23 protein-coding genes and 1 pseudogene are annotated in these 26,407 nt (G+C 52.5%); 11 read left to right on the top strand and 13 right to left on the bottom strand.

All coding sequences use genetic code 11. The features are described from left to right. Positions 1 to 67: 67 nt before the first annotated feature. Positions 68 to 182 (bottom strand): annotated as a pseudogene (locus FOY93_RS24030) (hypothetical protein); the annotation flags it as partial. A 195-nt stretch (positions 183 to 377) separates the two neighbouring features. Here FOY93_RS24030 and FOY93_RS06010 point away from each other — a divergent pair. From FOY93_RS06010 to FOY93_RS05990, 5 genes are all read left to right on the top strand, one after another. Beyond that, the gene (locus FOY93_RS06010) at positions 378 to 1,946 is read left to right on the top strand and encodes an ABC transporter substrate-binding protein (RefSeq protein WP_143344805.1); all 1,569 of its coding nucleotides are present in this window, start codon (positions 378 to 380) and stop codon (positions 1,944 to 1,946) included. Positions 1,947 to 2,043: 97 nt separating this feature from the next. Continuing rightward, the gene (locus tag FOY93_RS06005) at positions 2,044 to 3,057 is read left to right on the top strand and encodes an ABC transporter permease (RefSeq protein ID WP_143344804.1); all 1,014 of its coding nucleotides are present in this window, start codon (positions 2,044 to 2,046) and stop codon (positions 3,055 to 3,057) included. Next, positions 3,057 to 3,890 carry an ABC transporter permease gene (locus FOY93_RS06000; protein WP_143344803.1) on the top strand — a complete coding sequence of 278 codons (834 nt, stop codon included), beginning with the start codon at positions 3,057 to 3,059 and terminating at the stop codon, positions 3,888 to 3,890. The genes FOY93_RS06005 and FOY93_RS06000 overlap by 1 nt, the downstream gene beginning before the upstream one ends. Beyond that, the gene (locus FOY93_RS05995; RefSeq protein ID WP_143344802.1) at positions 3,883 to 4,719 is read left to right on the top strand and encodes an ABC transporter ATP-binding protein; all 837 of its coding nucleotides are present in this window, start codon (positions 3,883 to 3,885) and stop codon (positions 4,717 to 4,719) included. The genes FOY93_RS06000 and FOY93_RS05995 overlap by 8 nt, the downstream gene beginning before the upstream one ends. Continuing rightward, positions 4,706 to 5,410 (top strand): ABC transporter ATP-binding protein, encoded by a 705-nt coding sequence (locus tag FOY93_RS05990; RefSeq protein ID WP_136195320.1) that lies wholly within the window; start codon positions 4,706 to 4,708, stop codon positions 5,408 to 5,410. Before FOY93_RS05995 ends, FOY93_RS05990 begins: the two co-directional genes overlap by 14 nt. Before the next feature lie 60 nt (positions 5,411 to 5,470). Here the strand turns inward: FOY93_RS05990 and FOY93_RS05985 are convergent, their stop codons facing one another. The 4 genes from FOY93_RS05985 to budA form a co-directional block, all read right to left on the bottom strand. Next, positions 5,471 to 5,944: a cold-shock protein gene (locus FOY93_RS05985; protein ID WP_111964451.1), complete on the bottom strand. Its 474-nt coding sequence runs from the start codon at positions 5,942 to 5,944 to the stop codon at positions 5,471 to 5,473. Between the two features lie 131 nt (positions 5,945 to 6,075). Further along, positions 6,076 to 6,846: a (S)-acetoin forming diacetyl reductase gene (locus tag FOY93_RS05980; RefSeq protein WP_008499406.1), complete on the bottom strand. Its 771-nt coding sequence runs from the start codon at positions 6,844 to 6,846 to the stop codon at positions 6,076 to 6,078. 20 nt (positions 6,847 to 6,866) lie between these two features. Then, positions 6,867 to 8,588, bottom strand: coding sequence for an acetolactate synthase AlsS (gene alsS / locus FOY93_RS05975; RefSeq protein WP_191091709.1), 1,722 nt, complete (start codon positions 8,586 to 8,588; stop codon positions 6,867 to 6,869). Then, positions 8,560 to 9,339, bottom strand: coding sequence for an acetolactate decarboxylase (gene budA / locus FOY93_RS05970; RefSeq protein ID WP_028015981.1), 780 nt, complete (start codon positions 9,337 to 9,339; stop codon positions 8,560 to 8,562). The genes alsS and budA overlap by 29 nt, the downstream gene beginning before the upstream one ends. Before the next feature lie 105 nt (positions 9,340 to 9,444). Between budA and FOY93_RS05965 the strand changes: the two genes are divergently transcribed. Both FOY93_RS05965 and FOY93_RS05960 read left to right on the top strand, forming a co-directional pair. Then, on the top strand, positions 9,445 to 10,326 hold the full coding sequence (locus FOY93_RS05965) for a LysR family transcriptional regulator (protein WP_143344801.1): 882 nt from the start codon (positions 9,445 to 9,447) through the stop codon (positions 10,324 to 10,326). A gap of 248 nt (positions 10,327 to 10,574) precedes the next feature. Further along, positions 10,575 to 10,841 carry a hypothetical protein gene (locus FOY93_RS05960; protein ID WP_143344800.1) on the top strand — a complete coding sequence of 89 codons (267 nt, stop codon included), beginning with the start codon at positions 10,575 to 10,577 and terminating at the stop codon, positions 10,839 to 10,841. 81 nt (positions 10,842 to 10,922) lie between these two features. Here FOY93_RS05960 and gstA read toward each other — a convergent pair whose 3' ends face one another. Then, entirely contained in the window at positions 10,923 to 11,528 is a 606-nt protein-coding gene (gene gstA / locus FOY93_RS05955) for a glutathione transferase GstA (protein WP_143344799.1), read from the bottom strand. A gap of 109 nt (positions 11,529 to 11,637) precedes the next feature. Here gstA and FOY93_RS05950 point away from each other — a divergent pair, with 109 nt between their 5' ends. The 4 genes from FOY93_RS05950 to FOY93_RS05935 all read left to right on the top strand — a co-directional run bounded on the left by FOY93_RS05950 (position 11,638) and on the right by FOY93_RS05935 (position 14,142). After that, a complete protein-coding gene (locus FOY93_RS05950) occupies positions 11,638 to 12,522 on the top strand; it encodes a LysR family transcriptional regulator (protein WP_143344798.1) in 885 nt (294 codons plus the stop codon). Between the two features lie 308 nt (positions 12,523 to 12,830). Beyond that, positions 12,831 to 12,938, top strand: a complete 108-nt coding sequence (locus tag FOY93_RS24025) for an ash family protein (RefSeq protein ID WP_157843337.1) — start codon at positions 12,831 to 12,833, stop codon at positions 12,936 to 12,938. 26 nt (positions 12,939 to 12,964) lie between these two features. Continuing rightward, entirely contained in the window at positions 12,965 to 13,420 is a 456-nt protein-coding gene (locus FOY93_RS05940; RefSeq protein WP_143344797.1) for a hypothetical protein, read from the top strand. Between the two features lie 212 nt (positions 13,421 to 13,632). After that, the gene (locus FOY93_RS05935; protein ID WP_143344796.1) at positions 13,633 to 14,142 is read left to right on the top strand and encodes a hypothetical protein; all 510 of its coding nucleotides are present in this window, start codon (positions 13,633 to 13,635) and stop codon (positions 14,140 to 14,142) included. Positions 14,143 to 14,436: 294 nt separating this feature from the next. Here the strand turns inward: FOY93_RS05935 and FOY93_RS05930 are convergent, their stop codons facing one another. The 7 genes from FOY93_RS05930 to FOY93_RS05900 form a co-directional block, all read right to left on the bottom strand. Then, on the bottom strand, positions 14,437 to 15,075 hold the full coding sequence (locus FOY93_RS05930) for an STM2766 family helicase-associated protein (protein WP_143344795.1): 639 nt from the start codon (positions 15,073 to 15,075) through the stop codon (positions 14,437 to 14,439). Next, a complete protein-coding gene (locus tag FOY93_RS05925) occupies positions 15,072 to 17,057 on the bottom strand; it encodes an STM2767 family DEAD/DEAH box helicase (protein WP_143344794.1) in 1,986 nt (661 codons plus the stop codon). Before FOY93_RS05925 ends, FOY93_RS05930 begins: the two co-directional genes overlap by 4 nt. Positions 17,058 to 17,636: 579 nt before the next feature. Further along, positions 17,637 to 18,701 (bottom strand): hypothetical protein, encoded by a 1,065-nt coding sequence (locus FOY93_RS05920; protein WP_143344793.1) that lies wholly within the window; start codon positions 18,699 to 18,701, stop codon positions 17,637 to 17,639. Between the two features lie 325 nt (positions 18,702 to 19,026). After that, positions 19,027 to 20,253, bottom strand: a complete 1,227-nt coding sequence (locus tag FOY93_RS05915) for a Shedu immune nuclease family protein (protein ID WP_143344792.1) — start codon at positions 20,251 to 20,253, stop codon at positions 19,027 to 19,029. Positions 20,254 to 20,862: 609 nt separating this feature from the next. Further along, positions 20,863 to 21,447 (bottom strand): hypothetical protein, encoded by a 585-nt coding sequence (locus tag FOY93_RS05910; protein ID WP_143344791.1) that lies wholly within the window; start codon positions 21,445 to 21,447, stop codon positions 20,863 to 20,865. A gap of 154 nt (positions 21,448 to 21,601) precedes the next feature. After that, positions 21,602 to 22,168, bottom strand: coding sequence for a hypothetical protein (locus FOY93_RS05905; RefSeq protein WP_143344790.1), 567 nt, complete (start codon positions 22,166 to 22,168; stop codon positions 21,602 to 21,604). Continuing rightward, entirely contained in the window at positions 22,162 to 26,400 is a 4,239-nt protein-coding gene (locus FOY93_RS05900; protein ID WP_232057378.1) for an RHS repeat-associated core domain-containing protein, read from the bottom strand. The genes FOY93_RS05905 and FOY93_RS05900 overlap by 7 nt, the downstream gene beginning before the upstream one ends. Between the last annotated feature and the right edge of the window lie 7 nt (positions 26,401 to 26,407).

Below are 26,407 nucleotides of genomic sequence, written 5' to 3'. Positions count from 1 at the left end.
CCGCGCGCTTACGCTGTACCCTACATAAAAAACTTATAACCGAAACGCCTCAAGCCGCCCTGCGTTAGGCAACGTTCATCGAATCGCACTTCCACTCCAGCCGCACGTTCGGTGCGTAAGTCAATGACGGCAAATGGCGCCAGCTCATCGTCCATCACCTTCGCTATGACCCAGCACGCGGTGACTCCCTGAAAGGTAAGGCATTTGTTATAGCAGGTTAAAAAGCAGGCGAAAAGCAACGTGTTTTAATAGCCCGAGCGCATGCGATATTCCCGGAAGGCATAAGTAAAGCTGAATTTCGACTTTGCGGAATGTCACACTCGACCTAACGTAGCGGAGCATAAAACAATCACAATATATTCTTCTCAGGGATCGCTATGACGAAAAAACTGTTGCCGTTACTGGTGCTGGCTGCGCTCTCAGGCGCTGTCCACGCCGCTACTCCGCCCAACACGCTGGTGGTTGCCCAGGGGCTCGATGATATCGTGAGCCTCGACCCGGCCGAAGCCAACGAGCTCTCCAGCATCCAGACCGTGCCGAGCCTGTACCAGCGTCTGGTGCAGCCGGACCGCGATAATCCGGAAAAAATCACGCCGATTCTGGCAGAAAGCTGGGAAGCGGACGCGGCAGCAAAAACCCTGACCATCAAGCTCAAGCCCGATGCGAAATTCGCCTCCGGCAACCCGCTGCGCCCGGAAGACGTAATTTTCTCTTACACCCGCGCCGTGACGCTGAACAAATCCCCGGCCTTTATTCTCAACGTGCTGGGCTGGGACGCGAGCAACATCTCCAGCCAGCTGAAGAAGGTGGACGATCACACCCTCCAGCTTCACTGGACGGCGGACGTGAGCCCGTCGGTGGCGCTGAATATTCTCTCCACGCCGATTGCCTCTATCGTGGATGAAAAGCTCGTCGCGGCGAACGTGAAGGATAATGACTTCGGTAACGCGTGGCTAAAAATGCACTCGGCGGGCAGCGGCGCGTTCAAAATGCGCGTCTATCAGCCGCATCAGGCCATCGTGCTGGAAGCCAACGACTCCGCCCCCGGCGGCGCGCCGAAGCTGAAAAGCATCATCATTAAAAACGTCCCCGATCCGGCTTCGCGCCGCCTGCTGATCCAGCAGGGTGATGCGGACGTGGCGCGCGATCTCGGTGCAGATCAGATAAGCGCCCTGGACGGCAAGCCGGGCGTGAAGGTGCTGAGCATCCCGTCTGCGGAGCAGAATTACCTGGTGTTTAACACAGGCAACAGCGCCAACCCGCTTCTGAACAACCCGGCGTTCTGGGAAGCCTCGCGCTGGCTGGTCGATTATGAAGGCATCACCAAAAATCTGCTGAAAGGCCAGTATTTTGTTCATCAGAGCTTCCTGCCGGTCGGGCTGCCGGGCGCGCTGGAAGACAACCCGTTTAAGTTTGACCCGGCAAAAGCGAAAGCCATTCTCGCCAAAGCGGGCATTAAGGACGCGCACTTCACGCTGGACGTGGAGAACAAGCCGCCGTTTATTACCATCGCCCAGTCGATGCAGGCGAGCTTTGCGCAGGGTGGCGTGAAGGTGGATCTGCTGCCTGCAGCCGGGAGCCAGGTCTATGCCCGCGTGCGCGCTAAGCAGCATCAGGCGGCGATTCGTCTGTGGATCCCGGACTACTTCGACGCGCACTCAAACGCCAGCGCCTTCGCGTGGAACGACGGGAAGTCCAGCACCGTGGCCGGTCTGAACGGCTGGAAAATCCCGGAGCTGAACAAGGCCACGCTGGCGGCGGTTGCCGAGCCGGATCCGGCGAAGCGTCTGGACCTGTACAAGAAAATGCAGGAACAGCTTCAGCAGAGCTCGCCGTACGTGTTCGTCGATCAGGGCAAAACCCAGATCGTGGTGCGCGATAACGTGAAGGGGTATCAGCAGGGGCTGAACGCGGATATGGTCTGGTACGATCGCGTCACGAAATAGCCCTTGTTGCCGGGTGGCGCTGCGCTGACCCGGCCTGTGTTCTCGGTTTTTGTAGGCCGGGTAAGGCGAAGCCGCACCCGGCATGAAGAGATTTCCCATGCCACATCTTTCCACCCGCGTGCTTCAGGGTCTGCTGACCCTGCTGCTCACGCTCTTCGGGCTGCTGCTCGTCACGTTTGCGCTCTCGGCGTTTTCACCGGTCGATCGCGTGCTGCAGATCGTCGGCGATCACGCCAGCCAGTCGACGTACGATCAGGTTCGCCACCAGCTTGGGCTGGATCGTCCCCTGCCCGTGCAGTTCTGGCACTACCTGCAAAACCTCGCCCACGGGGATTTAGGCACCGCCAGCGCCACCGGACAGCCGGTGCTGCAGGATCTGCTGCACGCCTTCCCCGCCACGCTGGAGCTGGCAACGCTGGCGTTAATCATCGGCGCCGTGCTCGGCGTGACTGCCGGAGTGCTGTGCGCTCGCTACGCCGGTTCGCCGCTCGATTTAGCCATCAGAACCCTCACCCTGCTCGGCAACTCGGTGCCGATCTTCTGGCTCGGCCTGCTGATGCTGGCCCTGTTCTACGCGAAGCTGCAGTGGAGCGCAGGCCCCGGCAGGCTGGACGATATCTGGCAGTTCACCGTCGAGCAGCGCACCGGCTTTGCGCTGATAGATACCTGGCTTTCCGGCGATCGCGAGGCGTTCCGCAACACCCTCAGCCACCTGGTGCTGCCGGTGCTGCTGCTGGCCTATTACTCGCTGGCAAGCATTACCCGCCTGACGCGCTCGGCCTGCCTGAGCGAGATGAACAAAGAGTACATCCTGCTTGCCCGCGCAAAAGGTGCCGGGGAGATGGCCATCCTGCTGCGACACGTGCTGCCGAACATTCGCGGCACCCTGCTGACGGTGATCGCGCTGGCCTACACCAGCATGCTGGAGGGCGCGGTATTAACCGAAACCGTCTTCTCATGGCCGGGGATCGGGCGCTATCTCACCACCGCCCTGTTCGCCGGAGACACCACCGCGGTCATGGGCGGCACGCTGCTGATTGGCGTCTGCTTTGTCCTGATCAATAACCTTATCGACCTGCTCGTGCGGGCAACCGATCCCAGGGTGCGCTGATGCCGTTTTATCTCTTCTTACGCCGGCTACGCCGCTCCCCTGCCGCATTTTGCGGGCTGGTAGCCATCGCGCTGCTGGGGGTTATTGCCCTGTTCGCGCCGTGGCTGGCCCCGGTTGACCCGAACTGGCAGGACGCCGCCGCGCGCCTGCAGGCACCGAACGGCCAGCACTGGCTGGGCACAGACAGCTACGGTCGCGATCTTCTTTCGCGCCTGATTTACGGCACCCGTCCGGCGCTCGGGCTGGTGGCGTTAGTCACCGTTATTACCCTGCCCGCCGGGCTGCTGGTGGGAATTTTGTCCGGCTACTACGACGGCTGGCTGGAGCGCATCCTGATGCGTTTTACCGACGTGGTGATGTCGATGCCTCGCCTGATCCTCGCCTTCGCGTTTGTGGCGATGCTTGGCCCGGGGCTGGTCAACGGCGCGCTGGCGCTGGCCTTAACCACCTGGCCCGCATACGCGCGTCAGGCGCGGAGTGAAATTCAGCGTCTGCGCCACAGCGATTACCTGGCCGCCGCGGAGATGATGGGCATTCGCGGCCTGCGCCTGCTGGTCGGGCATATTCTGCCCCTGTGTTTGCCGTCCGCGATTGTGCGGCTGGCGCTGGATCTGGCAGGCATTATTCTGGCCGCCGCCGGTCTCGGCTTCCTCGGCCTTGGCGCACGTCCGCCCATGGCCGAATGGGGAGCGATGATTGCCGACGGCATGCAGGTGATTTTCGACCAGTGGTGGATTGCCGCCATTCCGGGCGGGGCCATCCTGTTTGCCAGCCTGGCGTTTAACCTGCTGGGCGATGGCCTGCGCGACGTACTGGAGCCACAGCATGACTGAACCCCGCGTCATCGTCGATGCGCTGAATATCGACTACCCCGCCGCGCGCGTGGTCAACAACCTGAGCTTTACGCTTGGCAACGAGCGGCTGGCGCTGGTGGGGGAATCCGGCTCCGGCAAGTCCATGTCCGCCCGCGCGCTGATGGGTCTGGTGCGAAAACCCGGTATCGTGAGCGCCAACCGGCTTAACGTGCTTGGCAACGACCTGCTGACCCTGAACGCCCGCCGCTGGCAGGCGCTGCGCGGTAACGGGATTGCGATGGTCCTGCAGGACCCGCGCTACGCGCTGAATCCGGCGAAAAACGTCGCCGCTCAGCTTGATGAGGCGCTGACCCTGCATCAGCGCCTGCCCCGCGCTGAACGCCTGGCGCGCATTCACGACATCCTCCGCGCCGTCGGACTCAACGAACATGTCCTCCAGCGCTATCCCGGCGAACTCTCCGGGGGCATGGGCCAGCGGGTGATGATTGCGATTGCGCTGATCAACAACCCGCAGGTGCTGATTGCCGATGAACCCACCTCCGCGCTGGACGCCCGCCTGCGCAACCAGATCCTCGAGCTGCTGGTGCAGCAGTGCGAAGAACGCCAGATGGCGATGCTGTTAATCAGCCACGATCTGCCGCTGGTGGCGGAGCACTGCGACCGCGTGCTGGTGATGTATCAGGGCGAAAAGGTCGATGAGATGGCGGCAAGCCATCTCCCGCAGGCGACGCATCCGTACACGCGAACCCTGTGGACCTGTCGTCCAGACGCCAATACCTATGGACAGATGCTGCCGACGCTCGACCGTTCGCAGCCGTGGAAGGAGGCCAGCGATGGCGCTCGTTGAGGTTAACCAGGTGCAGGTCACCTTTGGGGAAAAAACGGCGGTTTCGGCCGCCAGCTTTAGCATTGAGAGAGGCGAGACGTTCAGCCTGATCGGTGAATCCGGCTGCGGCAAATCGACCCTTCTGCGCGTGCTGGCTGGGCTGCAGCGCGAGTGGCGCGGCAGTATTGCGCTACTGGGAGAAGCGTTAACGCCAGGACGACGTTTTGAAGGCGAGCTTCGCCGCAACGTGCAGATGGTATTTCAGGATCCGTGGGCGTCGCTGCACCCGAACCACACCATTGCGCGCACCCTGTCGGAGCCGTTAAAAATCCGCGGCGAAACGCAGATTGCCGAAAAGGTGGCGGATGCGCTGCAGCAGGTGGGGCTTTCCGCCGACGCGGACAGGCGCTACCCGCACCAGCTTTCCGGCGGCCAGCGCCAGCGCGTGGCTATTGCCCGCGCGCTGCTGCTGCGCCCGCAGCTTCTGCTGCTGGACGAGCCGACCTCGGCGCTGGATATGTCGGTGCAGGCAGAGATCCTGAACCTGCTCAACCGTCTTAAGGCCGAGCACGAGATGACCTATCTGCTGGTGAGCCACGACGCGGACGTGATTGCCCATATGTCCGACCGGGCGGCGTTTATGGCGCACGGGGCGATCCAGAAGGTGTTTGACCGTGAGACTATGTTAAGAGGCGAGCACAGGATGGGGTAAACCGTGCGGCGGCGCGGGTTTTCCAGGCCGGGTAAGGCATCGCCGCCACCCGGCCTACAATTACTTCAGCAGCTTCACCGTGGCATCAATGTCGATCTCATCTTCGGTGAAGATCAGCGTCGTGTTCTGGAAGGTGGTGATCGCCAGCTTCTTCACCGTGCGCATTTCGCCCGGCTTTTTATCAGATTTCGGCTTGATGCTGTTCATCAGCAGCCCCACCGACAGCACCGCATTCTCTTTGTCGATTTTGGTATCGGCAGGCTCTTCTTCGCTGAACACCACGAAGGACTTGATCGAGCTGAGCTTCACGCGCTCGCCTGCGATATAGAGATGTTTGCTTTCGGGGATCACCTTCACCGCGTAGGCGGAAAGGCCTTTGTTGTTGGTCGTTGGCTCGAAGGTCACCGCGGCATCTTTCTTAATCAGATCGGGGTTCGCGACCTTAATCACATGAAAATAGCGGTTGTCGCCGTTTTCATCTTTGATAAATCCAAAGCCTTTATCTTTAAACCACGTTGTGATTGTACCGTTCATCGCTGTTACCGCCTGTCAGATCGTAATGACTAAAGTTTTGCAGCGCGCAGTGTAATGCACAATGGATGAGGAGACAAAAAAAAGCCCCTGCACGGGTGCAGGGGAAAACTCATGTCAGAGCTTATTAGAATTTAGTTGAACACCATCCCGCCATCGATGAGCAGAGACTGGCCGGTCATGTAGTCGGAATCCGGTCCCGCCAGGTATGAAACGCAGGCGGCGACATCTTCCGGTTCGGACAGGCGGCCAAGCGTGATGCGTTTGGCAAAGGTTTCGGTACCGTAGCCGAGCGGTTTACCCGCCGCCTCGGAAACCTGACGGTCAATCTCTGCCCACATGGGCGTTTTAACGATGCCCGGGCAGTAGGCGTTAACGGTGATCCCCAGCGGAGCAAGATCCCGCGCGGCGGTCTGGGTTAGGCCGCGCACCGCGAATTTACTGGAACTGTAGACGGCCAGCTCCGGGTTACCGGTGTGGCCCGCCTGGGAGCAGGCGTTGATGATCTTGCCGCCGTGCCCCTCTTTGCGGAACGCGTCAATCGCCGCCTGGATCCCCCAAATCACCCCTTTCACGTTGATGTTGTAGACCTTGTCGACAATCTCCGGCGTGATGGATTCGATTGGCGTGGACGGCGCAACCCCGGCGTTGTTAACGATAACGTGGAAACCGCCCAGCGCAGTGCGGGCTTTCTCTACCGCCGCAAATACCTGCTCGCGGTCAGAGACGTCCACCTTCACGGCGACGGCGTTACCGCCGTTACGGATGATTTCATCGGCCACGGCTCTGGCCGTTTCCGCGTTATAGTCGGCGATGGCGACGGCAAAGCCATCTTTCACCAGGCGAAGCGCAATCGCTTTACCAATCCCCTGGCCTGAGCCTGTTACGAGAGCAACTTTTTGCATTTCTCTGTCCTTATGTTGAGTCACAAAATCTGGCTGAGATGGAGCTGGCCCATCAGCAGCGGGTTATCGCTGTAGTCAACGGGAATGGCCACCACGGCCGGGCCATCCACATCCATCGCCGCACGCAGCGTGGGTTCGAGCGCGTCGGCGCTCTCCACGGCAAAGCCTTTCGCGCCAAAGGCGTCGGCATAGACTTTGAAATCGACCGGGCCGAACTCGACGCCGGAAAGACGCTGGTATTTTTTCTCTTCCTGAATGGCAACCATGTTGTAGCCGTTATCCACCCAGATGATGTGCAGCACGTTAGCGTTGAGGCGCACCGCGGTTTCCAGCTCCATGCTTGACTGCAGGAAGCCGCCGTCACCGGAGACCGACACCACCTTGCGGCCCGGGTTGACCAGCCACGCGCCAATGGCCCACGGCAGCGCGACGCCCATGGTCTGCTGGCCGTTGGAGATCATCACCTGACGCGCCCGGAAGCTGTAGAGGTAGCGGGCGATCCAGATGTGGAAGCTGCCCATGTCGACGGTCAGGGTCACGTCGTTATTCACGATGTCCTGCATGGCCCGCACGATGCGCAGCGGATGCAGGGCGAACTGATTAAGCGAGGCGCCGCGACGATCGAGCAGATCGCGCTGATGCTGGCGGTCGACCAGAATTTCGGAGGCCCGCTGGCTCAGCTCAAGCTTATGGTCGATCCGGTTCGCGAGCTGATTCAGCGTTTCGGCGATGTCCCCCACCAGCTCCAGATCCGGCACGTAGTTACGTTCTTCATAGGCAGGCAGCACGTCGATGTGCACCAGCGTGGCGTCGCCGCTGTTCCACATGGACGGCTCGTACTCCACCGGGCTGTAGCCGATGCAGATAATCAGGTCCGCCAGATGGAGCAGCCTGTCGCCCGCCTGGTTATTGAACAGACCGACGCGTCCGGCGAAGCGGGTGAAGTGCTCCTGATTCACCGCCCCGGCGGCCTGATAGGTGCTGGTGACCGGAATACGGCTTTTCTCCAGCAGCGTGCGCAGCGCCGCGCTGTTGGCGGGCTGGCTCGCCATCAGCCCCAGCAGGATGACCGGGTTTTTGGCCTTTTCGATAAGCTTCGCCACATCGTTGATAGCGGATTCCGGCGCCGGGCCCATCAGCGCGGGACCGCTAGCAGGCAAAATTGCTCCCGTGGCGGGCTGGTCGACGATATCCTGCGGCAGGCTGACGAACGCGCCCCCCGGCCTGCCGTGCTCGGCGGCGCGAAACGCGTTGGAAACCACCTCGGCAATCGCGTCCGGCGCACTCACCTCCACGGCGTATTTGGTGACCGGGCTGAACATGGCGACGGTGTCCATGCTCTGATGCACCAGCTTGGCTTTATCCGCCCGCTTCACCGCCCCGCCCAGCGCCACCACCGGGTCGCCTTCGCTGTTGGCGGTAGCAATGCCGGTGATCAGGTTCGAGCAGCCCGGCCCGGAAGTGACCAGCGCCACCCCGGCCTTGCCGGTCAACCGCCCTACCGCCGCCGCCATAAACGCCGCGTTCGCCTCGTGACGCACCGGGATGATCTCGATGGAGGAGTCCAGCAGAGAGTCAAAGACCTTGTCGATTTTTGCGCCCGGGATCCCGAACACCTGCTTCACGCCCTGCGCTTCCAGCTGGCCGACAACCAAATCGGCGCCGTGCGCCCACTGACGTGACTGTTTCTCACTGTTCACGGTAGTTCTCCTGTTAGTTTTCGACGGCACGGATAGCCGCATCCAGATTGCTGGGGTGAAGGTTGGCCTGTAAAAAGGCGCTGTCGGCGGGCAGGTCAATCATCAGCTTGTGAATTTCACCGAAGGTGAGCACGCCGCTCTCCAGCTGGTAGTCAAGCAGATGGCCCCCGCCCTGACGGTCGTCGGTAATGAAGTGTTCGTGGTAGCCCGCCACGTTGATCCCCTGCATATGCTGCGGCGTGCGGAACCCGACCAGCACCCCTTCGCGCTGGTTAAAGCGGAACACCGGCTGGTCGTCCAGCACGTCGGTCATCGCGCGGTACGGCGGCTTCTGGCGCGGTACGGTGCGGGTGTGGGCATGGCGGAAGTTGCCGTCAATGCGCAGCGCGCAGAACAGGTTATCGGAGGGGATCTGCTGGTCGATGACGTCGTGGATCTGCTGACGGCTGACCGGCGCGTCGAAGGTTTTACGGTACTGCGGCTGGAACCAGGTCATCACCGCGAACGGCGTTTTCTGCTCCGGCTTCGCCGCCCGGGCGCTGCCGTCGGCGCGCAGCTGGTACACCTGGCTGCTGAAGGCAATCATTTCGCCGTCCAGCTCGTTAAAGGTGCCCAGACCAAAATCACCGTGTGCCAGCAGATCGGCGATGGTGGTCTCTCCTTCATACACGCCGCTTAACAGGGCGCTCATTAGCGATGTCTGATAGATCACACTGTCAGGATGCTGGGCGGAGAACCCGCGCAGGGTCTCGCACAAGCTGGCTTCACAGTCGCAGGCAGATGAATGCACCATCATGCTCGTCCTCTTCAACTTTATTTAGAAAGGTTAAATAAATGTTGACCCGATTCAGCAGAGAGTTCCAATATAGAAACCATGCTGGTTTGAGACGTTTTAGATATGGAACTTCGTTATCTGCGGTATTTTGTCGCGGTAGCACGCGAGCGACACTTCACCAGGGCGGCCGAAGCGCTGGGTATTTCACAGCCTCCTCTGAGTCAGCAGATCAAACGGCTCGAAGAGGAAGTGGGCACGCCGCTGTTCAGGCGCCTGACGCGGGGCGTGGAGCTGACCGAAGCGGGAGAAGCCTTCTATGAGGACGCCTGCAAGATCCTGGCGCTGAGCGATGCCGCGCTGGAGAAAGCCCGCGGCATCGCGCGCGGGCTGAACGGAAACCTGTCGATTGGCATCACCAGCTCCGACGCTTTTCATCCCAAAATTTTCGCGCTGATTCGCCAGTTTCAGGTGCAGAATATGGCGGTGCAGGTTCACCAGGTGGAAGCCAATATGTCGTCGCTGACGACGATGCTGGCGGAGGGTGAACTGGATATCGCCTTCGTGCGCCTGCCGTGCGAGAGCAGCAAGGCGTTCGAGTTAAAAATCCTCGACCGGGAGCCGATGGTGGTGGCGCTGCATCGCGATCATCCGCTGGCTGGAAGCGGCGATCTGGCGCTGGATCAACTCCGGGATACGCCGGTGGTGCTCTTCCCGCAGGAGGTCGCGCCCGGCCTGTACGACCGGGTTCACGGCTGCTGCGAGCGGGCCGGGATCGACGTGCAGCACGCGCTGCAGTCGTCGCAGCTTTCCTCCTCCCTGAGCATGGTTTCCGCGGGCGGCGGGTTCGCGCTGGTGCCCAAATCCATGGCGGCCATTTCACCGCCGAATGTCACCTACCACGCGCTGCGCTCGCCGGAGCTTTATACCGATATCGCGCTCTGCTGGCGGCGCTTCGAACGTTCGCGGACGGTGAAGCGGTTTCTGGCGATGATGAGCGAGGGGTGACGGCAAAATAGGGGTTTTGGTTTTTTGTGGGCCGGGTAAAGCGCAGCCGCCACCCGGCAATGCCAGCCTCTGTCGTTCTTAGAACGGTAAAGGTCATGTTGATGCACGCTTCGGTACTACGTTTTCCTGGTAATTGTCTGCCGCAAACCATCTGTTACTCTGGCTACACTAAAGGGATGACAAGGAAGAGAGATGCTGAATCCAGGCTGGCAAGATGCCTTGAAATACCCTGAACAATGGAGGTTTTGATGACTACACGAGTTATTGCATTTTTGCTCATACTCGGCGCATTCGCTGTAAATGCTGCCGATGGCGGTAATGGTGGGGATGGCGGAAACGGTTCTGATGGAGGAAACGGTTCGAATGGCACCGTCTCAGCTCCGGGCCGTGCGGGTTGTCCGGGCGGAACAGATCCGGACGCGTCGGGAAAATTTTATCTTCCAGGAACGAAACAGCAATGCAAGCCGGGGAAGCAGGATGCCGTGAAAAGCGCCAGGCAATCAGATGCAGAGTGACAGTATGCTAACCCATCCTGACTCCACATCCTCATTTGCCTCCTGCTTCAGGCATGAATACCTGCGCCGGAATACGCAGAACTAGACTTTCGCCTCCGCACGTAATGCAGCCTGCACCGCGGGCCGGGCACTGATTTTTTCCCTGTACGCCAGTAGCGCTGGCCTGTCGTTGAGTTCAATTGAGAAGAACGTGCACCATCCCAGCACGGTGAAAAGATAGGCATCCGCCACGCTGAAAGATGCTCCCGTCAGATAAGCGCTTGCGGAGAGCGTTTCCTGAAGAAAATCGAACCGCCTGAACAGCTTCTCACGAAAAATCGATTTGGCCTCTTCGGGCAGCGCACGATTAAAAAGAGGTGCCGATCCCGCGTGTATTTCGCTGGTGATAAAGTTTAGCCATTCCTGAAGCCGCACCCGCTCCCAGCTGTCTGCTCGCGGTGCCAGCCCACTTTCTGGCTTGAGGTCTGCCAGGTACTGCAAAATGGCTGGCCCCTCGGTCAGGATTTTCCCGTCATCCAGTTCAAGCGCAGCGACGTACCCTTTAGGGTTAATGGTCAGGAAGTCGCGCCCGTCAGCGGTAAGCTTGCTCCTGTTGTCCACTTTAATCAGTTCAAACTCAATCGCCAGTTCGCGAAGCACAATATGGGGTGAGAGTGAACAAGTGTCCGGGGCGTAATAGAGTTTCATAATCTCTCCGTTAAAGCGGTTGTGTGATTTACATACACTGTGCTTAAAGCCATTCTCACTGTAAAATTAATGATTCATAAAATAGCTATTAGCTGAGCTACTGATATCCATGATGAATCTTTTACACTGGCGCTTGCTGGTTGCAGTGGCCGATGCCAGTAATATTTCCCGTGCCGCTGAAGAGGTCGGTATGACGCAGTCGGGTGCCAGCCAGGCGATCGCTCAGTTAGAGGCCTCATTAGGATTTGCTGTATTCACGCGTGAGCGACGCCACATCGGCGTGACGGCCTTGGGCGAGCGGGTTGTTAAAGAGGCAAGAAGTATGCTGGCGCGGCTAGACGCCATCCGCCTACTGGCGGATGAGAGCCGGGGGCTGAGTGGCGGACGCATTCGTCTTGCCAGTTTTCCATCGGTGACATCCACATTTTTGCCAGGACTGCTGCGGGACTTTAAGCGCCTGCATCCTGAAATCGAGGTGGTTGTACTGGAAGGGACGGACCGGGAAGTCGAGGAGTGGATTGCGGCAGATACGGTTGATCTGGGGGTGGTAATGAACCCTACTCCCGGACGCGCGGATGCAATCCTGGGACAAGATGCGTGGGTCGGGGTGCTACCGGCCAGTCACCACCAGGCTCGTTATGCACGCGCGCGCGGCATTACGCTTGAGGAACTGGCAGACCAGCCTTTTGTACTCGCTACAGGCGGTTGTGCCGTCAATGGAAAAAGCCTGATGGAACAGGCTGGCTTGCAGCTGTCTGAAGTGCGGGTGACCGTCCGGGACTGGATCAGCGCCTGCCTGCTGGTGCGCGAAGGCATGGGCGTTGCGCTGATACCTGAATCCGCTCTGCCGGATGAATTACGCGGTTTGTGCGTCGTGCCCGTGACGCCTTCGCTGTACCGTGAGTTTGGGGTGGTTTGTTCGGCGGCGAGCAAATCCTCCCGAGCAACTCAGACGTTATTGGAAGTGTTGCTCAAAATGAAAAGGTCTACGTAAGGAGTTACGGCGGTGCAAACTGTGCCCGGCGGCGCTGCGCTTGCGCGGGCCTACGGTTCGTGTCGCGGGGAGGTTTGGTGTTTGGTTTTGTAGGCCAGGTAAGGCGTAACCGCCATCCGGCAATGCCCTTCTGGAAGCCGCCTCGCAAACCTGCAAGCAACCTTATGTAATTCATGGGCATCCCTTCCCTTCCTTTTTTCGCCGCCGTAAAGTGCCTGCGTTGCGGCACATCCGTAACCGGGCGTAGGAACCCGTTAGCATAAAGCGATATTTTTTGTCGCGACAGCGCATATCCCGTTAGAATCACGGTGGCGCTGACGGAGCAGTCGAAAGGCTGGCCGTTTTTCTTTATGCACGGTATTCCTACCTCCGTCAGCGCTACCCCCTCTGAGCGTAGGAACTCATCGGGCGGTTAATATTTTTTGCATAAAGAGGATGCCTTATGGCTACTATCCCTGGATTTTCTTACGCGCTTACTGAAGAAAACGCTGTTTACCACCTTCTCCACCTGCAACTTCCCGATTCTGCGGATCTCTTCGAACTGGCTGACGCGTGCACTGCGTATATTAGCGTGCTGGTGGAAACTGACGACGCGGTGACGTTTGCCACGCTCTGCAAGCGATTGCTGGCTGTGCTGAAGCGGCTGCGTGAATGCTGCGATGCCGAACTGCCTTCGTATCTTGTTGAACAATTGATCGCAGGGGAAAAGATTACCTCCTGCGTGCCGGACTGCTGGCAGGAGACGACGCTGCAAGTGGACTATGCCGTGGCGTTAACGCTGGCGGTGATGGGCGAAACATTGTCTGCGAACGTGGCGAAAGAACTCGTCGGGCTATTGCATGATATGGTCTGGCTACTGGCGGAGTTTGTGAAGGAACCTTATATAACGGCGCACTGAGGCGGGTGATGGGAGGCCGGGGTTCTGCTGGGTAAAAGCAGGATTTCGGCCATACGCAAAGTACAATGCTGTCTGTTGAATGTCCGTTAAGAGCGAGAAGCGGAAGTACATAATCTTTATCAGTTGATTGAGAGTTTACTAACCCGGCATTAAAATCAGCTATACAAACAGAACAGGCACTTTAAGTGTGCTTTGAATTTTTAAGGATAACTATGATTCCAGCATGTAGGTCAGCCGATCATGAATATGAAGCGATCAAAGGTGATCGTATTGATTGTGGCCATGCAAGATGTGTATTTGAGGTCAAGGGGAGCAGTGATTTAGTATTAAAAGAAGCCAAGCCCGGGATGAATAGTCATAATGAAAATGAAGCAACTTTTTACTCTACTAGCATTATAAACGGACTTTCTAGGGTGACCGACTGTATCGCAAAGGTTCTAAGTATTAGTAAGTCAGGGAAATTTCTAATTATGGAAAAATTATGTACACAATTAGATCCCGCCCTGAAATCCTGTGCTCAGGTGCCAGTTGAGATAGACGATCCGCATGCAAGAAACTATGGTATGACGTCTGATAAAAAAACCATTAAGTGTATTGACTATGGTACTTGGGATACAACGAAAGAAATTTCTGGAATGCTAAAACCCGTACCATTTCAGTCAGAGGAGCGCATTTCTGAAATGAGAAAAAACATAGACGACTTAAATGATATTTTGGATTAGACTGCAAGCTACTAGTACATTATTCCCATTGCTGTTATTGCGATTTAAAAAGATTGACATCAGTGAAGTTCAGCCTCTCAAATTTAATAAAAATACATGGGATCAACTTTATCATATATTAGAAAGATGAGCTGTATATGATTGGAGTATGCGAGTCTGCTACGTTGAGTAAATGAATATAATCATGAAAATCCAATCTGAACAATTTAACAATAAGGCCCAGTAAACTGGGCCTGAAAAGCAACATTGTTTAATGTGTTTGAAATAATTACAACGACTTATGCTTTCAAACGGTTAAATGACATACGGCCTTTCGGCTTCACGATCAAACAAATTTTTAAAAAAATCAAAGTTGATATTTCTATCTATTCCAACCTTTATCGAGGACGTGTTCTTATAATAGAAGTCAAAATGATATCTTGGATGAACTCGACCATTTTCATTTGCTTCATCATCATCGAATCTAAAATACCCATGATCTTCAGTTATCAAAGTCGTGAATATATCACAATAATTTACAGCCGCCCTGATGTCTGTATTATAATTCACCATGATATTTTCTAAAATATCCTCATGTGAATATCCGTAATCACGGCAAGCTTCGACACAACTTCTCATTATAGAGATAAAAAGAGAAGTTACTGGCATGTTACATTCATCATAATTGAAACTAATATTTCCCCCATAGTCGATTATCTGAAACGGCAGAAACATAGTATAATAACCAAATTCTTTTTTAATTAAAATGCGAGTAGTGTTGCCTGTAAATATTGCAAACTGCGAATCAGCTTCGTTTTCTATGCGGCAATGTCCACAACTACTGACTGTCTCTATAAAAGTCAGCACATTAAGAAAATTGTCATAAGAATCTCTTACCGGCACAAAGCCAGCAAGATGATAATTAGGTATGTTAGCGAATAAATAAACACTCATAGTTTTTTATTCCTAATATATTCAGCCTCAATTATTGATAATAAATATTCTTCTGAATAATCATCTATCCCTTCTAACATTGAAGATACCGTGCTGATAATTTTAGCAACCAATCGAGGCGTGGCTTTCCGTGACTCGCAGTAAAGTTTAACAGATTTCTCAATAGAAATCCCCTCTGCTAGAATAAACAGATCTTTCTGTTTTTCAATTTCTTCAGCTGTTGGTATTCTGACATTTAATTCGTTATCTGATATCAACTTTTCTAAACCTGTTGATACAGCATTAAATACATTTGAATCTGTATCATTGCTAAGTAGTAAATGGCTTTCTAAAAATGACCTAGCCATCATTGTGTAAAGAGCATTTCTGAAACCAGGATAACATTGTAATTGTTTTGCAAAACAAATAACGAAAGGAAATTCCAGTCCTTTAGCATTATTTATATTCGATATAAATAGCTTGTCAGTTAGTCTGTTTTTTGTCTCAAAAGATACATTGGAGTCCCAGCCGTATTGTTTTTTTATTTTAAATCTTAATGTTGATATCTCATCGTAAATATAATTAGCCTTATCGATAAAAATAACGGCGATGTCACCTTGCTCGGTTGTAGGATATCTATCCCTGATGCTTTGAATCATAGAAATAATTTCATCAGAGATTTCAGTGTCACCCTCTAATAAATGCATTGAAGTACTTGGGTAGTTATTTGGTATATCCTCAAATCGTCGTAAGGGATCACGTGTCAGATGTGCTCTTCCATCATTATCATTATCATTATAATTATAACCACAAGCATCCCATTCTTCGGGCTTCAGCCATCTCAGTACAGGTTTTTCAAATAATCCCATACCTAATGCATGGGAGAACATTAAATTTTTAGGATCAGTTCTATAGCACTTTTTTAACACCATATTGGCTGTACTGACGTCATCATCAATCGGCCTGAATATATTCTGAAACACATCACCTGCGATAAATACCTTTTTGGCGGTTACCAGTTCACATAGTTGTAAAAAACTAGCAGGGAAATCCTGACTTTCATCTATGAAGACATAATCAAATGCTTTATCAATCACATCTTGTTTCGATAGAAAATCAACTGCTTTTTGACTGTGATAATCTAAAGATCCTGAGCCATAAGTTCCAAATGGTATGTTATAAAAATGACAAATATACCGATACATTCCTGAGTATGGATCCTTTCCACTCCCCCAAGACTGGAAACAGAAAAGTTTCGTATTCCACTCAATTTGCCGTTCAACCCTCATGAAATCGAAAAATTCAGGAATTCTGCTTTTCATGGTGGATGCTAGAATTTTGTTAAAACAAGTAAATGCTATTCTTGATTCTGAATCATTTGCAAAAATCTCTTTGATTTTATGTAGTAATAACTCGGTTTTTCCTGAACCAGCTAAACCTTGGATTACGTATTTTTTCTCAGCGCCTGTTTTAAATACAAAACTAGTTTGATCTGTATCGAAGAGGATGATTTTAGATTTGACACTATCAAGTAGGTTATCTGTTTCTAACTTTATCTTAGATACATCATTAATACTACCAACAATTAATGATGTAATAAGATCAACACGTCTCGCTAGCACTTTATCAACTAGGTATGAAGATAAATCTAAATTTTCAGGTTCAACTATCTGGAAATATTTTTCCCAGTCTCTTTTCCTTCCTATTTTTTCCCTATACTTGAATTTTTCGGCTAGAAATGACACATCTTCCAAAAAATCATCAAGGTAATAATTAAATTTATCTTCATCATGCCCTGCATTTATTAAACATGGTTTCATTCCACTGGCGAAAATAGCTAAGGCATCATTGTATTCATATGATGCATCTTCTTTTGATAAAGGCTTGCACAAAACATAAGTCTGCTTTTTGTACCTTTCAGCGAAATCATCGATTAGTTCTTTTATGTTTACTCGTTCTGCTAAAGCTAAGGCGTCATGTGTATAGAAACAATAGTCAGACATTTCACTACCTCAATTATTTCTTCGATTATATTAAATAAGCATAAAAATGATCTTTCATGCGAGTTTATCTTTGGAACATTCGAGTTCTAGATGTTTTATCACATCCAAGGATTTTTTTGAACGATAATAGGTATCTAATCTTGCTATCAGAATTGTTTAAGAAACACCCCAAAAAAACATAACTTATTGATTTTTAAATTTTTAATGTGGGGCGGAGCTTAGCATAAAGTGGATAATAGGCAGTTAGACTACATATAGCATTTGTTTTGACCTGCCCCGTCGATATGCATACTGTCCGCTCCTGGCACGGAACGGACCAACCAATTGGTTGTCAGGTCAGCATTGAGAGCAGGCTGTGTGAAAACTGTCTTAGTCGCTTAATCTGCGGAAAACAGGGCTGAAAACTGCGCTCATACGTAAATTTTCCCTCAGATAACAGTCGAGTAATTCCAGATTTTGCGTAGATGCGCGCACTTCAGTTCTGGGGAGGAGTTTTCACACAGCCTGAGCGAATTGTGGACAGGCACAATTTGGAACGCAGAGAAAATTTTGTCCCAGTGCCTGCGCTTGTTAAATGCTTTATTGCGCTAGAGTAAGTTTAGATTGCCACATGTATTCATCTAAAGTGCCTAATGAGTCAAATATCTGGGCATATTTATAGTCTAAAGGAAGTACTTCAGTAATTTGTCCAGAAACTCCCTTTTGCCTTGGAATAGGTAGGGTTGCTCGGGCACCATCAACTGAAACCAGTATACTTCTCATCGATATTATGTGACTTACACCGTAGTAGATATCTACCCAATAACCCGATGCTCGACTGTCTGGGTAACAATTTGCCCATGGCTCTCTAAAGTCTTCACATTGTGTCCCCTCTTCAGACCAATCAACTTCAATCCGCAAATTTACATCATTTCTATAAACGGCAACTGTTTTAGATTGAACTGAACTTACATCCCACCCCTGTGCCGGGTCAGAGTTTGTTATGCATTTTTCGATATATGAGAGCGAAGGAGTATCACCTCTTTTAGGTTGTTCAGAATCAACTGTTCTAATGTCAATTATGATTTTAATAAATTCGTAAAGTTCTTTGGTTAGCCTTTCTTTTACTTTTTCTTTTTTTTCTTTGTCAGCATAAATTTCATTGGTTAGTTCGTACTGAATCGGCCATCTCTTATGCTTTAAATCAAACGGAAGATTATCTGGCTTACCGTAAGCTGTGTTCATAACATTAAGAACACCGATGTCACTAATTTTTGCTAGTGCGTACCCTAATTCAATCATTACATTAGAGTTGGGGAATTTTTTACCCGTAGCATCATCGCTAGCACAGTAACTTATGTCTGCGACAAAGACTGAGCTGTTATCTATTTTCTCAAAAATGGTTGAAGCTATGTCAGGAGTTCCAGGGACACCGGATGTATCACTGTCAAGTCGAACCGACTCACCATACTCAGGCTCATGTCTCAACATTTTTAATGCAGCTTTAAGGCTGTCTCGGATAAAAAAGCGATTTAGCTTTGCATCTAGATCACTTTGCCATGAATAGAATATCGTTGTACTCATGTTTACCTCACATTTAACAATTTGATAGAAGGCAAAACGCTCGCAAGAGGAATTCTTATTGCCTTCTTTCCTGATTTTCACGCACTTCAACTTAATGCCGAGGTGCCTTTTTTTCAAGCAGTTATACTGATGCTTCAAAAACACTCACGGAAAAAACCTGGTCTCTTTGTTCGCTAGTTGTCAGAAATTTAACTCATGTTCTCTACGGGATGTTTTGGCAGTAATTTTTACTTTTATTGGGAAGACTAAAGGCTAGACCGGCCGTCACTGGTCCGCTTTTGGCACTCAGCAGATAAACACGTGACGTTGAAGTTCCGCTGTGAGCGAAAAGCAGACGTTATTGTATGTCAATCAAACAAGAGGAAGTGACCTGCTCCCCGTTGTTGGTATGAACCTCAGGGGGCATTCAACCTTTCAGTGCTTCAATCGTGTTATTAAGTCGACGCAACAGGTCGTCGTACGTCAGTATGTCTATCATGTTGGCGTACTTACGTTTGATTATCTCAAAATCAAGCAACTGGCCGTCGGTCATGTTACCGTTGGCTATCTGATCGCGCCCGACAATGATGATGGCTTTTGGGTTAGATATACGAATACACATTCCCGCTGGAAGAGAATTCTTGTAGGCATTCGTAAGTTCTTTTTCGCCCTTAACACCCCATTTAGATAAATGAAAAATATACTTTTCAGCCTGCATGATACCGCCGCTAAGTTCTGATGTAGGAATATAGTTGTCGCGGTAGGGTGTCTTGCGAAGGATCTTATCATCAAACGGCTTTTTCACTTCGATGATATCAAGGTTGCCGTTTGCATCCACCAGTGCAATGTCTATAAACCGATTTGTTTTAGCCGGAGGATTAGAGTAGTAGTCGAAAATTTTAACCTTCTCGAGGACCTTGATATATTTTGGAAAAAGTAATGTGATGAAGGGTATCATCAGGCTCTGCCAGTCATCTTCAGACAAATTAGTTTTGTTATTCAACGCATCGTGGATGACGTCTCGTATGAGTACATATTTTTCAATTTCGAGCTTATTTAAAACGTCTAAATCCAGTTTGTCGGTTTTTCTGATCACTGTTTTTCTGTTTAAGTAATTTTCATACCGTTCGCGAGCATCTTTCATACCATCAAGATAACCTGCGAGAATAGCGTGAACCCTTGCATTAGCATAGCGATCCAGTTCCACTGTGTTGGGGAATTTACTTTGCAACTCCTGGAATACGCTTGTTGGTATAGCCTCCGGCTTGTCTCCGCCGATGATGATGGGATTAGTGTGATCGAGTAGTTTTGAAAGCCGGCCAAAAATGGAGACGTTGCGTTCTGACGCAAATACTTTCCTCTCAAGTTTGATGGACTTATGTATAAGGATATCCCGATTAATGCTTAAAATCCGTCCCGGAACTGTTATGTATTCATTATTAAGTGTGCCAAAATTAAAGGAATATTCGTAATTATTAAAATCCTGAACGGTTGACGGTGGGTTTCTCAAGTCCTGGGGTTGGAAGTTAAAAATGCGTGAAATGCATACTGTTTGAAAATCATTCAGACTCTCCCAAACCCAAATTATTTGTTCTCCTTTATCACCGCCGTAAGTCATAACAACATCATTTGATACAAAACTGAATTGTGGCATATTTCCTCTGATTGAAAATTGTCCCAATATTTGACTGATAATTGCATTAGAAATAGATTATCCTCTTTTGGCACTGTGATAAAGCATTTTTTCTGATGAAATTTTCTTTGAGAATGAAAATCTACTCTGATTGTTGAGATTGAAGAATAATTGATGGCTATGTTTTTTTCACCATAAAAATATCTGAAGACATGTCCGCTTCTGGCACAAAGCAGACGTATCTTACACAATCACCTCTTATTGTGTTCGCATTCATTAAATGAGCGCCGTTATCTCGAGCATATGCAAACTGCGGTCCATGACAGTTTCCACATTCTCAACCCGCCAACCACCATATATAATGTTTCCAATCTGGAGAATGAATTATACAGCAACCATCAAAGCGGCAAACGAGTTGACAATCGAGTTCCCTTTCTTGGGCTCTAGCCCGTAGCATCAAGTTTACGGGGATGCTCTTGGGTTGGTGGAGTATCTGATTGAGCATGGCCCCGATATCCCGTTGGTAGAAGAGCTAACTCATCTAATGTAGTTAGAAATATCCAAGCGGATCATCTACTAGACGATCAGTATAATCATTACCTCATATTTTTCCATCAAATAACATGTATCCTAGCCATAAAAATAATCATAGAATGCATTGAAATTTTCATAACCGATAAGAGGCACAATTCTTTTCCGCAACTCATAAATAAAATAATCGTTTACTTCGTCATTATCATCTGCTATATCAAAGATATCGTAGTGACCATATACCAAATCAATAAGCTCAGCCAATGAAAATATAAATCCAGAGAGACTACCAGCTATTTTAAATGGTTCAATTACATCATAACTTGCATAAATAGGGGTATTCCCTTCATCGACAACCGCAATTATAGGTTTACCTCCACCTAAATCATCACCAATAACAAGGTAATTTTTTAGTAAGTACTCATAACCATTTTGAGCCTTCGAGAGCTCACTGACAGAGTGAATTTTAATTGGCGTGAAGCCTGTTTCAATTTTTAACTTTTCAGGATTATAATTTTTATATAAAAATTCCACCTCTGTCGAACGAGGTAAATTGGACGGAAAGGCATTGTCCAGATCATTGACGGTGCTGAAACTCCCTGACAGCGAGTATTTATTGCAAATGACAATAAGTTGTTTTAATGCTTTTTCAATCTCATTCACAATAGTATCAGACGCATCCATAAATACAGGCCTCAGTAATAACTAATTAAATTAGAAAAATTTTATAAAAGCAATTAAAAAATAAGGAAGTAAATGCATTCCGAATAAAAACATCATCTGTATTATATAAGCCGAAATAATTAATATTAATCCGGCTTTTATTAATCACTTATCTTTACGAGTACTGCCAAAAACCAGCTACGATATTCCCGCCAGATATGTTTTTATACAAATACAAAGCACCGTAACCAAAGATGTAATCACCATCAAGCAATGCATCTGGATAATAATCTTCATCTATCTGCATGAAAAATGCATAACCATCTTTTTGCAAAGCATCAAAATAATAATCTTCCGATTGTATTAACCTTGCATCTTCGGTTTTAGTGATAAAGTCAAACTCTTCACTTTCAACCTTATCATACCCAACAATAACTGCCTTATTAATGTGTTTTATCGTAAATGCATCATTATTGCTTTCATCAGAAAACGTATGTGTAAAAACTTTTACTGAACAATTTGGGTAAATATTGTTATCAATCATATCATCATATTCTTCAGGAATAAGTATCGTAATATACTCATGTCCATCATCAGGATTCTGAACTGTCAAATAAAATTTATGCCCCTGAATATCACCTAGTTTATCTAAAAAGAATTCAGGGATATTTCCACCAATCCGCCCAATGACATTAGCATCAGGCAGGGTACTTATTTTAGCGATAAGATTAGATTTTAACATTTTGTCAACCCATTTTTTCTGGCAAACCCAATAGACTCTTCTCTAAGTTTCATTGCCGTTTCAGTGGCAAATTTCTTAGCGTTTTGACGTTCCCAACCTCTGTTATTCACCAAGTCTTCGTAAATACCTCTTCGAGTAATTGCAGTATTCCTGTTGATATTCTGCAATGCGGACTGGTTTTTTAGTACATTAGGATTATGCAATCCATATTTGGCCTGTAATTTGGATATGGTTTTATGCATAGCGTTTTCTTGCAAAGCTATCGCTGGGTTGGTAGTTGCAATACCAGACATTCTACCTTTTATTATGCCATTATTTCTTAGCCAAGCATTTTGTAATAACTCATGTGCAGTTAAACCGTCTTTTGCATGGACGGGACTTCCATAGCCTGCGATTCCAAATTCGTTTATTAAACCCAGCGGATCAATCCACCCCAACGGATTCGGCGCATATTGATAAAGGTTCCACCCACCATTCAGCCCAATCGGATCCTGCACAATAAACCGCCCGACCTGCGGGTCGTAGTAGCGGAACAGGTTATAGTGCAGTCCCGTTTCACCGTCAGCGTACTGCCCGGCATAGCGAAGCGGCTGGTGTGCCATTGCCGAGCGATTCACAAGCCGTGAGAACCCTTCGCTCTGATGGCGCACTTCGCCAAAGCTGCCGTACTGGCCGCTCCAGCGCACCGCGCCGCGCTCGTCGGTTATTTCCAGCGGCGCGCCGTTCAGGTCGGTGTTGAACCAGTAAATCTCACCGCTGCGCTGGTCTCGAAGGTGATCCACCCGCGCCAGCGGGCTCCAGGCCTCATTCGGATCGTAAACATAGGTGCTGCACAGCCCGCTCTCCTGCAGCTCCTGCAGCAGGCGGTAGCCCTGCCACAGGAAGCGCGTTTCTGTGGTGCCGTGCGTCGTAGTGACGATTTTGCGGGTACGGCGGCCCAGCGCGTCGTAGTGATAGCGCGCCTCAAACCGTCCTTCCGGCCCGGTTCCCCGGGCTGACACCAGACGGTTCTCGGCGTCATACGCATAATGCTGTTCATACAGCCCGGTGCGGCGGCTGACCAGGTTGCCCCAGTGGTCGTATTTCATAAACAGCGCCTGCCAGTGCTGCAGGCGGTTATCCGTGACCGGTACCGCATCGTCATTGGCGGCGAGGTTATCCGCAGCGTCGTAGCTGAACTGCGCGCGGCTGTGCCCCTGTCGGGCCTCGTAGTGCTTCAGCAGACGCCCTTCGGCGTCGTAGCCGTAATCCACCTCACCGCGCAGGGTGTCGCTGACGCCAGAAAGCTCACCGCGTGCGGTGTAGCGATACAGGCGTTCCAGTATCGCCTGCTCCGGCAGGGTCACGTCCGTACTTAGCTCACTGCGCTGCAGGGTACGTCTGCCAAGGCTGTCATACTGGCGGAGCTGCTCGCGCGCGCCCTGGGTGCGGCGCACCTCGCGGTGCAGGCGGTCGCGGGTGAACTCGGTCACCAGCTGCTGCCCGAAGCGGATGGCACTGACGTGGCCGGAGCCGTAGTGTAGCCAGGCTAGCTTTTGCTCGCCGGGCAGCGTCAGGCCGGTCAGGTTGCTCAGGGCATCCCACTCGTAGCCCACCGCGCCGTTAATGCCGGACTCGCTCAGCACGCGCCCGGCGGCATCGTGGCGGTAAGCAATCTCATCGCTTTCGATACCCAGGGCAACGCCTTCGGCGGTTGGCGTGCGGCGGATGCGGGTGATCTGGCCGCTCAGGTCGCGGACGTAGCGGTACTCCGCGTGGCGCTGAGTGCGCCCGATCAGCAGCCCGCTGTCGTCATAGCTGAACTGCTGGACGCGGCGGGCAATACCGCCGTCGGCGGCAGGTCGGCCGTTTTCTTCGAGCGCGCAGAGGAACCCTCGCGCATCCCATTCCATATGGCGCACGGTCTCGTCAGGGCGCGTTTCGCTGAGCGGGCGGCCCACGGCGTCGTAGGTGAAGCGGTATTCCGCCCCGTTGCCATTATCAAGGCGCAGCAGGTTACCGCGCGGGTCGTAGCGCCACTGGCGCACGCGGCCAATACGGTCGGTAAGGCTGACCGGGAGGCCGAGCGCGTTATAGGCCCAGCTCACCTCGCTTTCCAGCGGGTCGCGCCAGCCCGTGAGCTGGCCGCGTTCGTTCCACACCAGCGACTCTCGGCTGCCGTCCGGATGGATCACGGCGCTCAGCAGCCCGGCGTTGTTCCACTCCCGGCGCGTGATGTTCCCTTCCGCATCCTCACTGGCAACCAGCTGCCCGAATCGGTCGTAGGTAAAGCGGGTCACGCTGCCGGAGCAGTCGGTGCGCTGCGTCAGCAGCCCCTGGTGGTTCCAGACCAGGCGCACCACGCCGCCGATGGCGTCGGTGATGCTCTCCGGCAGGTTTTCTTCATCATCGGGATAGCGATACGCGGTAGTGCTACCGGCCGGGTCGGTTTCCGACAGCAGGCGACCGCGAAGGTCGTACATGGCCTGCGATGAGGTACCGTCCGGGTAGACCGTGCGGGTGATGCGGTCGGTCAGGCGATGCCAGTGATACTCCGTGCGGCGGCCCGCCGGGTCCGTCTCGCTGGTCATGCGGCCGTATTTGTCCCACGTGCTGCGGCGCATTGCGCCGCCCGGCAGAATGACGTCGCAGAGCTCGCCGTCGCGGTAAACAAACGTCGTCTGGCGGCCGTCGTAATCCGTGAAGCGCGCGACGTTGTCGTCGTCATCCACCAGCCAGTGCGCCTGCGCGCCGTCTTCGCGGGTCGCGCGGCGGGTGCCGTTATCAAAATCGTATTCGAACGTCAGCTGTTCGCCGCCGCTGTGGCGAAAACCGACCACACGCGGCAGGCCGTCAATCTCCCGCCAGCGGTATTCGCTCAGCAGGCCGTTGGCGTCCTCGTGGGCGCTCATCAGCCCGTCCTGCCAGCGGAAGCGTCGGCGCACGCTACCGCCCCGGCCGGTCACGGAGACCAGCTGGCGCTGTTCATCATAAGCGTAACTGACCAGGCAGATCTCGTCATCCAGCCAGGCGCCGGTGAGCCTGTCGCGGTCGTAGCGGCAGACCACGCGCTGGCCCGCGCTGTCGGTCAGGGCATGCAGGGTATTATCCGCGTTCCACTCGAAGAGGATATCGTTGCCGCAGGGTTCTGAGATGCGCTGGAGCAGCGACGGGGCATCCTCCCGCAGCGGCGCATAGTGCCAGCGCTCGCCGCTGACGTCATACACCGACCAGCTGTCGTCCTGGTGATGTTCAAGCCAGTTTTTTTCGCTTTCGCAGTAGCTGCGCAGACCTTTCGGGACCTTCGGGAAGGCGACGTAATCGCCGGACGGCGCGCGCCACACCAGGCCGTCCTGATACGGCTCCAGGCGGCTTTCCCAGAACAGGCTCCAGCCGCGGCCCAGCACGCTGTCGCCGGGGTTGCCGCTGCGCCAGTAGCGCTGCCAGCGCACCGGCAAGCGTGACGGCAGAACGAAATCGAGCTCATCATCCCCGCTGAGAAACTTCTGTCCGCTGACGATATCCACCGGACGGGCGATGATCCCCGCGGCCGCTACGCCGGTCATCAGCGTGCCGGCGCGGCAGGCGATACGGGCCAGCTTGTTGATACCGGGGATTTTGCCCAGCAGCTTAGAGAGCGCCCCGACTTTGCCAGCGGCGCCGCCCCAGCCGCCGAGAAGCCCGGCGAACAGCAGGGTAAGATCGGAGACTTTATAGAGCCACTCGGGCACTTCAGACTGAATGGGCAGGGTTTGCTGCGGATCGCCGCCGATGAAGACGTTGTCCGAGCCGGTCATCACCTTCGCGTCGCAGGTGGTGCGATCCCCGATGCGGGACGCAGGCTGGCTGTTAATGGAGACGCGCTTAGAGCCTTCGGCCATCTGCTGCGAGCCATCGTCAGAACAGTCGACGATGCTATCGGTGGCAAGCGCGGCGGGTTTACCGTTGATAAACACGTTCGGCGAGCCGGAGGTGATGACGCCTTTCTTCGTCATGCTGGATGCCCCGGCGTCCGCGATGCTGTCCCGGGCGGCGGTCGCCAGCTCCCCGGTATAATACCCCACGGCCAGGCTGGCGCCGACGAGCAGGACGCCCACGCCAAGACAGGATGCGCCGAGACCGGCAATAAACATGGCCCCCGCCAGAATGCCCCCGGCGGCGGCAATCAGGCCACCGACAATCGTTCCGGCAATCATCCCGGCCAGCGCACCGGAGTGGCCGATATCATCACCAACGCGTGCTGCTTCAAACATAACAACG

Origin of the sequence: Enterobacter sp. 18A13 (assembly GCF_007035975.1) — a bacterium.
Taxonomy (GTDB): domain Bacteria; phylum Pseudomonadota; class Gammaproteobacteria; order Enterobacterales; family Enterobacteriaceae; genus Enterobacter; species Enterobacter vonholyi.
This window is presented reverse-complemented; position numbering and strand designations above follow the sequence as displayed.

Coding starts and splice junctions, on each gene's coding strand:
- FOY93_RS05910 (WP_143344791.1), bottom strand. CDS start 21,447: ATGGATGCGTCTGATACTATTGTGAATGAGATTGAAAAAGCATTAAAA.
- alsS (WP_191091709.1), bottom strand. CDS start 8,588: ATGCGGCTATCCGTGCCGTCGAAAACTAACAGGAGAACTACCGTGAAC.
- FOY93_RS05935 (WP_143344796.1), top strand. CDS start 13,633: ATGATTCCAGCATGTAGGTCAGCCGATCATGAATATGAAGCGATCAAA.
- FOY93_RS06005 (WP_143344804.1), top strand. CDS start 2,044: ATGCCACATCTTTCCACCCGCGTGCTTCAGGGTCTGCTGACCCTGCTG.
- FOY93_RS05905 (WP_143344790.1), bottom strand. CDS start 22,168: ATGTTAAAATCTAATCTTATCGCTAAAATAAGTACCCTGCCTGATGCT.
- FOY93_RS05980 (WP_008499406.1), bottom strand. CDS start 6,846: ATGCAAAAAGTTGCTCTCGTAACAGGCTCAGGCCAGGGGATTGGTAAA.
- FOY93_RS05915 (WP_143344792.1), bottom strand. CDS start 20,253: ATGCCACAATTCAGTTTTGTATCAAATGATGTTGTTATGACTTACGGC.
- FOY93_RS06010 (WP_143344805.1), top strand. CDS start 378: ATGACGAAAAAACTGTTGCCGTTACTGGTGCTGGCTGCGCTCTCAGGC.
- FOY93_RS05965 (WP_143344801.1), top strand. CDS start 9,445: ATGGAACTTCGTTATCTGCGGTATTTTGTCGCGGTAGCACGCGAGCGA.
- gstA (WP_143344799.1), bottom strand. CDS start 11,528: ATGAAACTCTATTACGCCCCGGACACTTGTTCACTCTCACCCCATATT.
- FOY93_RS05950 (WP_143344798.1), top strand. CDS start 11,638: ATGATGAATCTTTTACACTGGCGCTTGCTGGTTGCAGTGGCCGATGCC.
- FOY93_RS05930 (WP_143344795.1), bottom strand. CDS start 15,075: ATGAGTGTTTATTTATTCGCTAACATACCTAATTATCATCTTGCTGGC.
- FOY93_RS05900 (WP_232057378.1), bottom strand. CDS start 26,400: ATGTTTGAAGCAGCACGCGTTGGTGATGATATCGGCCACTCCGGTGCG.
- FOY93_RS05925 (WP_143344794.1), bottom strand. CDS start 17,057: ATGTCTGACTATTGTTTCTATACACATGACGCCTTAGCTTTAGCAGAA.
- FOY93_RS05960 (WP_143344800.1), top strand. CDS start 10,575: ATGACTACACGAGTTATTGCATTTTTGCTCATACTCGGCGCATTCGCT.
- FOY93_RS05990 (WP_136195320.1), top strand. CDS start 4,706: ATGGCGCTCGTTGAGGTTAACCAGGTGCAGGTCACCTTTGGGGAAAAA.
- budA (WP_028015981.1), bottom strand. CDS start 9,339: ATGGTGCATTCATCTGCCTGCGACTGTGAAGCCAGCTTGTGCGAGACC.
- FOY93_RS05985 (WP_111964451.1), bottom strand. CDS start 5,944: ATGAACGGTACAATCACAACGTGGTTTAAAGATAAAGGCTTTGGATTT.
- FOY93_RS06000 (WP_143344803.1), top strand. CDS start 3,057: ATGCCGTTTTATCTCTTCTTACGCCGGCTACGCCGCTCCCCTGCCGCA.
- FOY93_RS05995 (WP_143344802.1), top strand. CDS start 3,883: ATGACTGAACCCCGCGTCATCGTCGATGCGCTGAATATCGACTACCCC.
- FOY93_RS05940 (WP_143344797.1), top strand. CDS start 12,965: ATGGCTACTATCCCTGGATTTTCTTACGCGCTTACTGAAGAAAACGCT.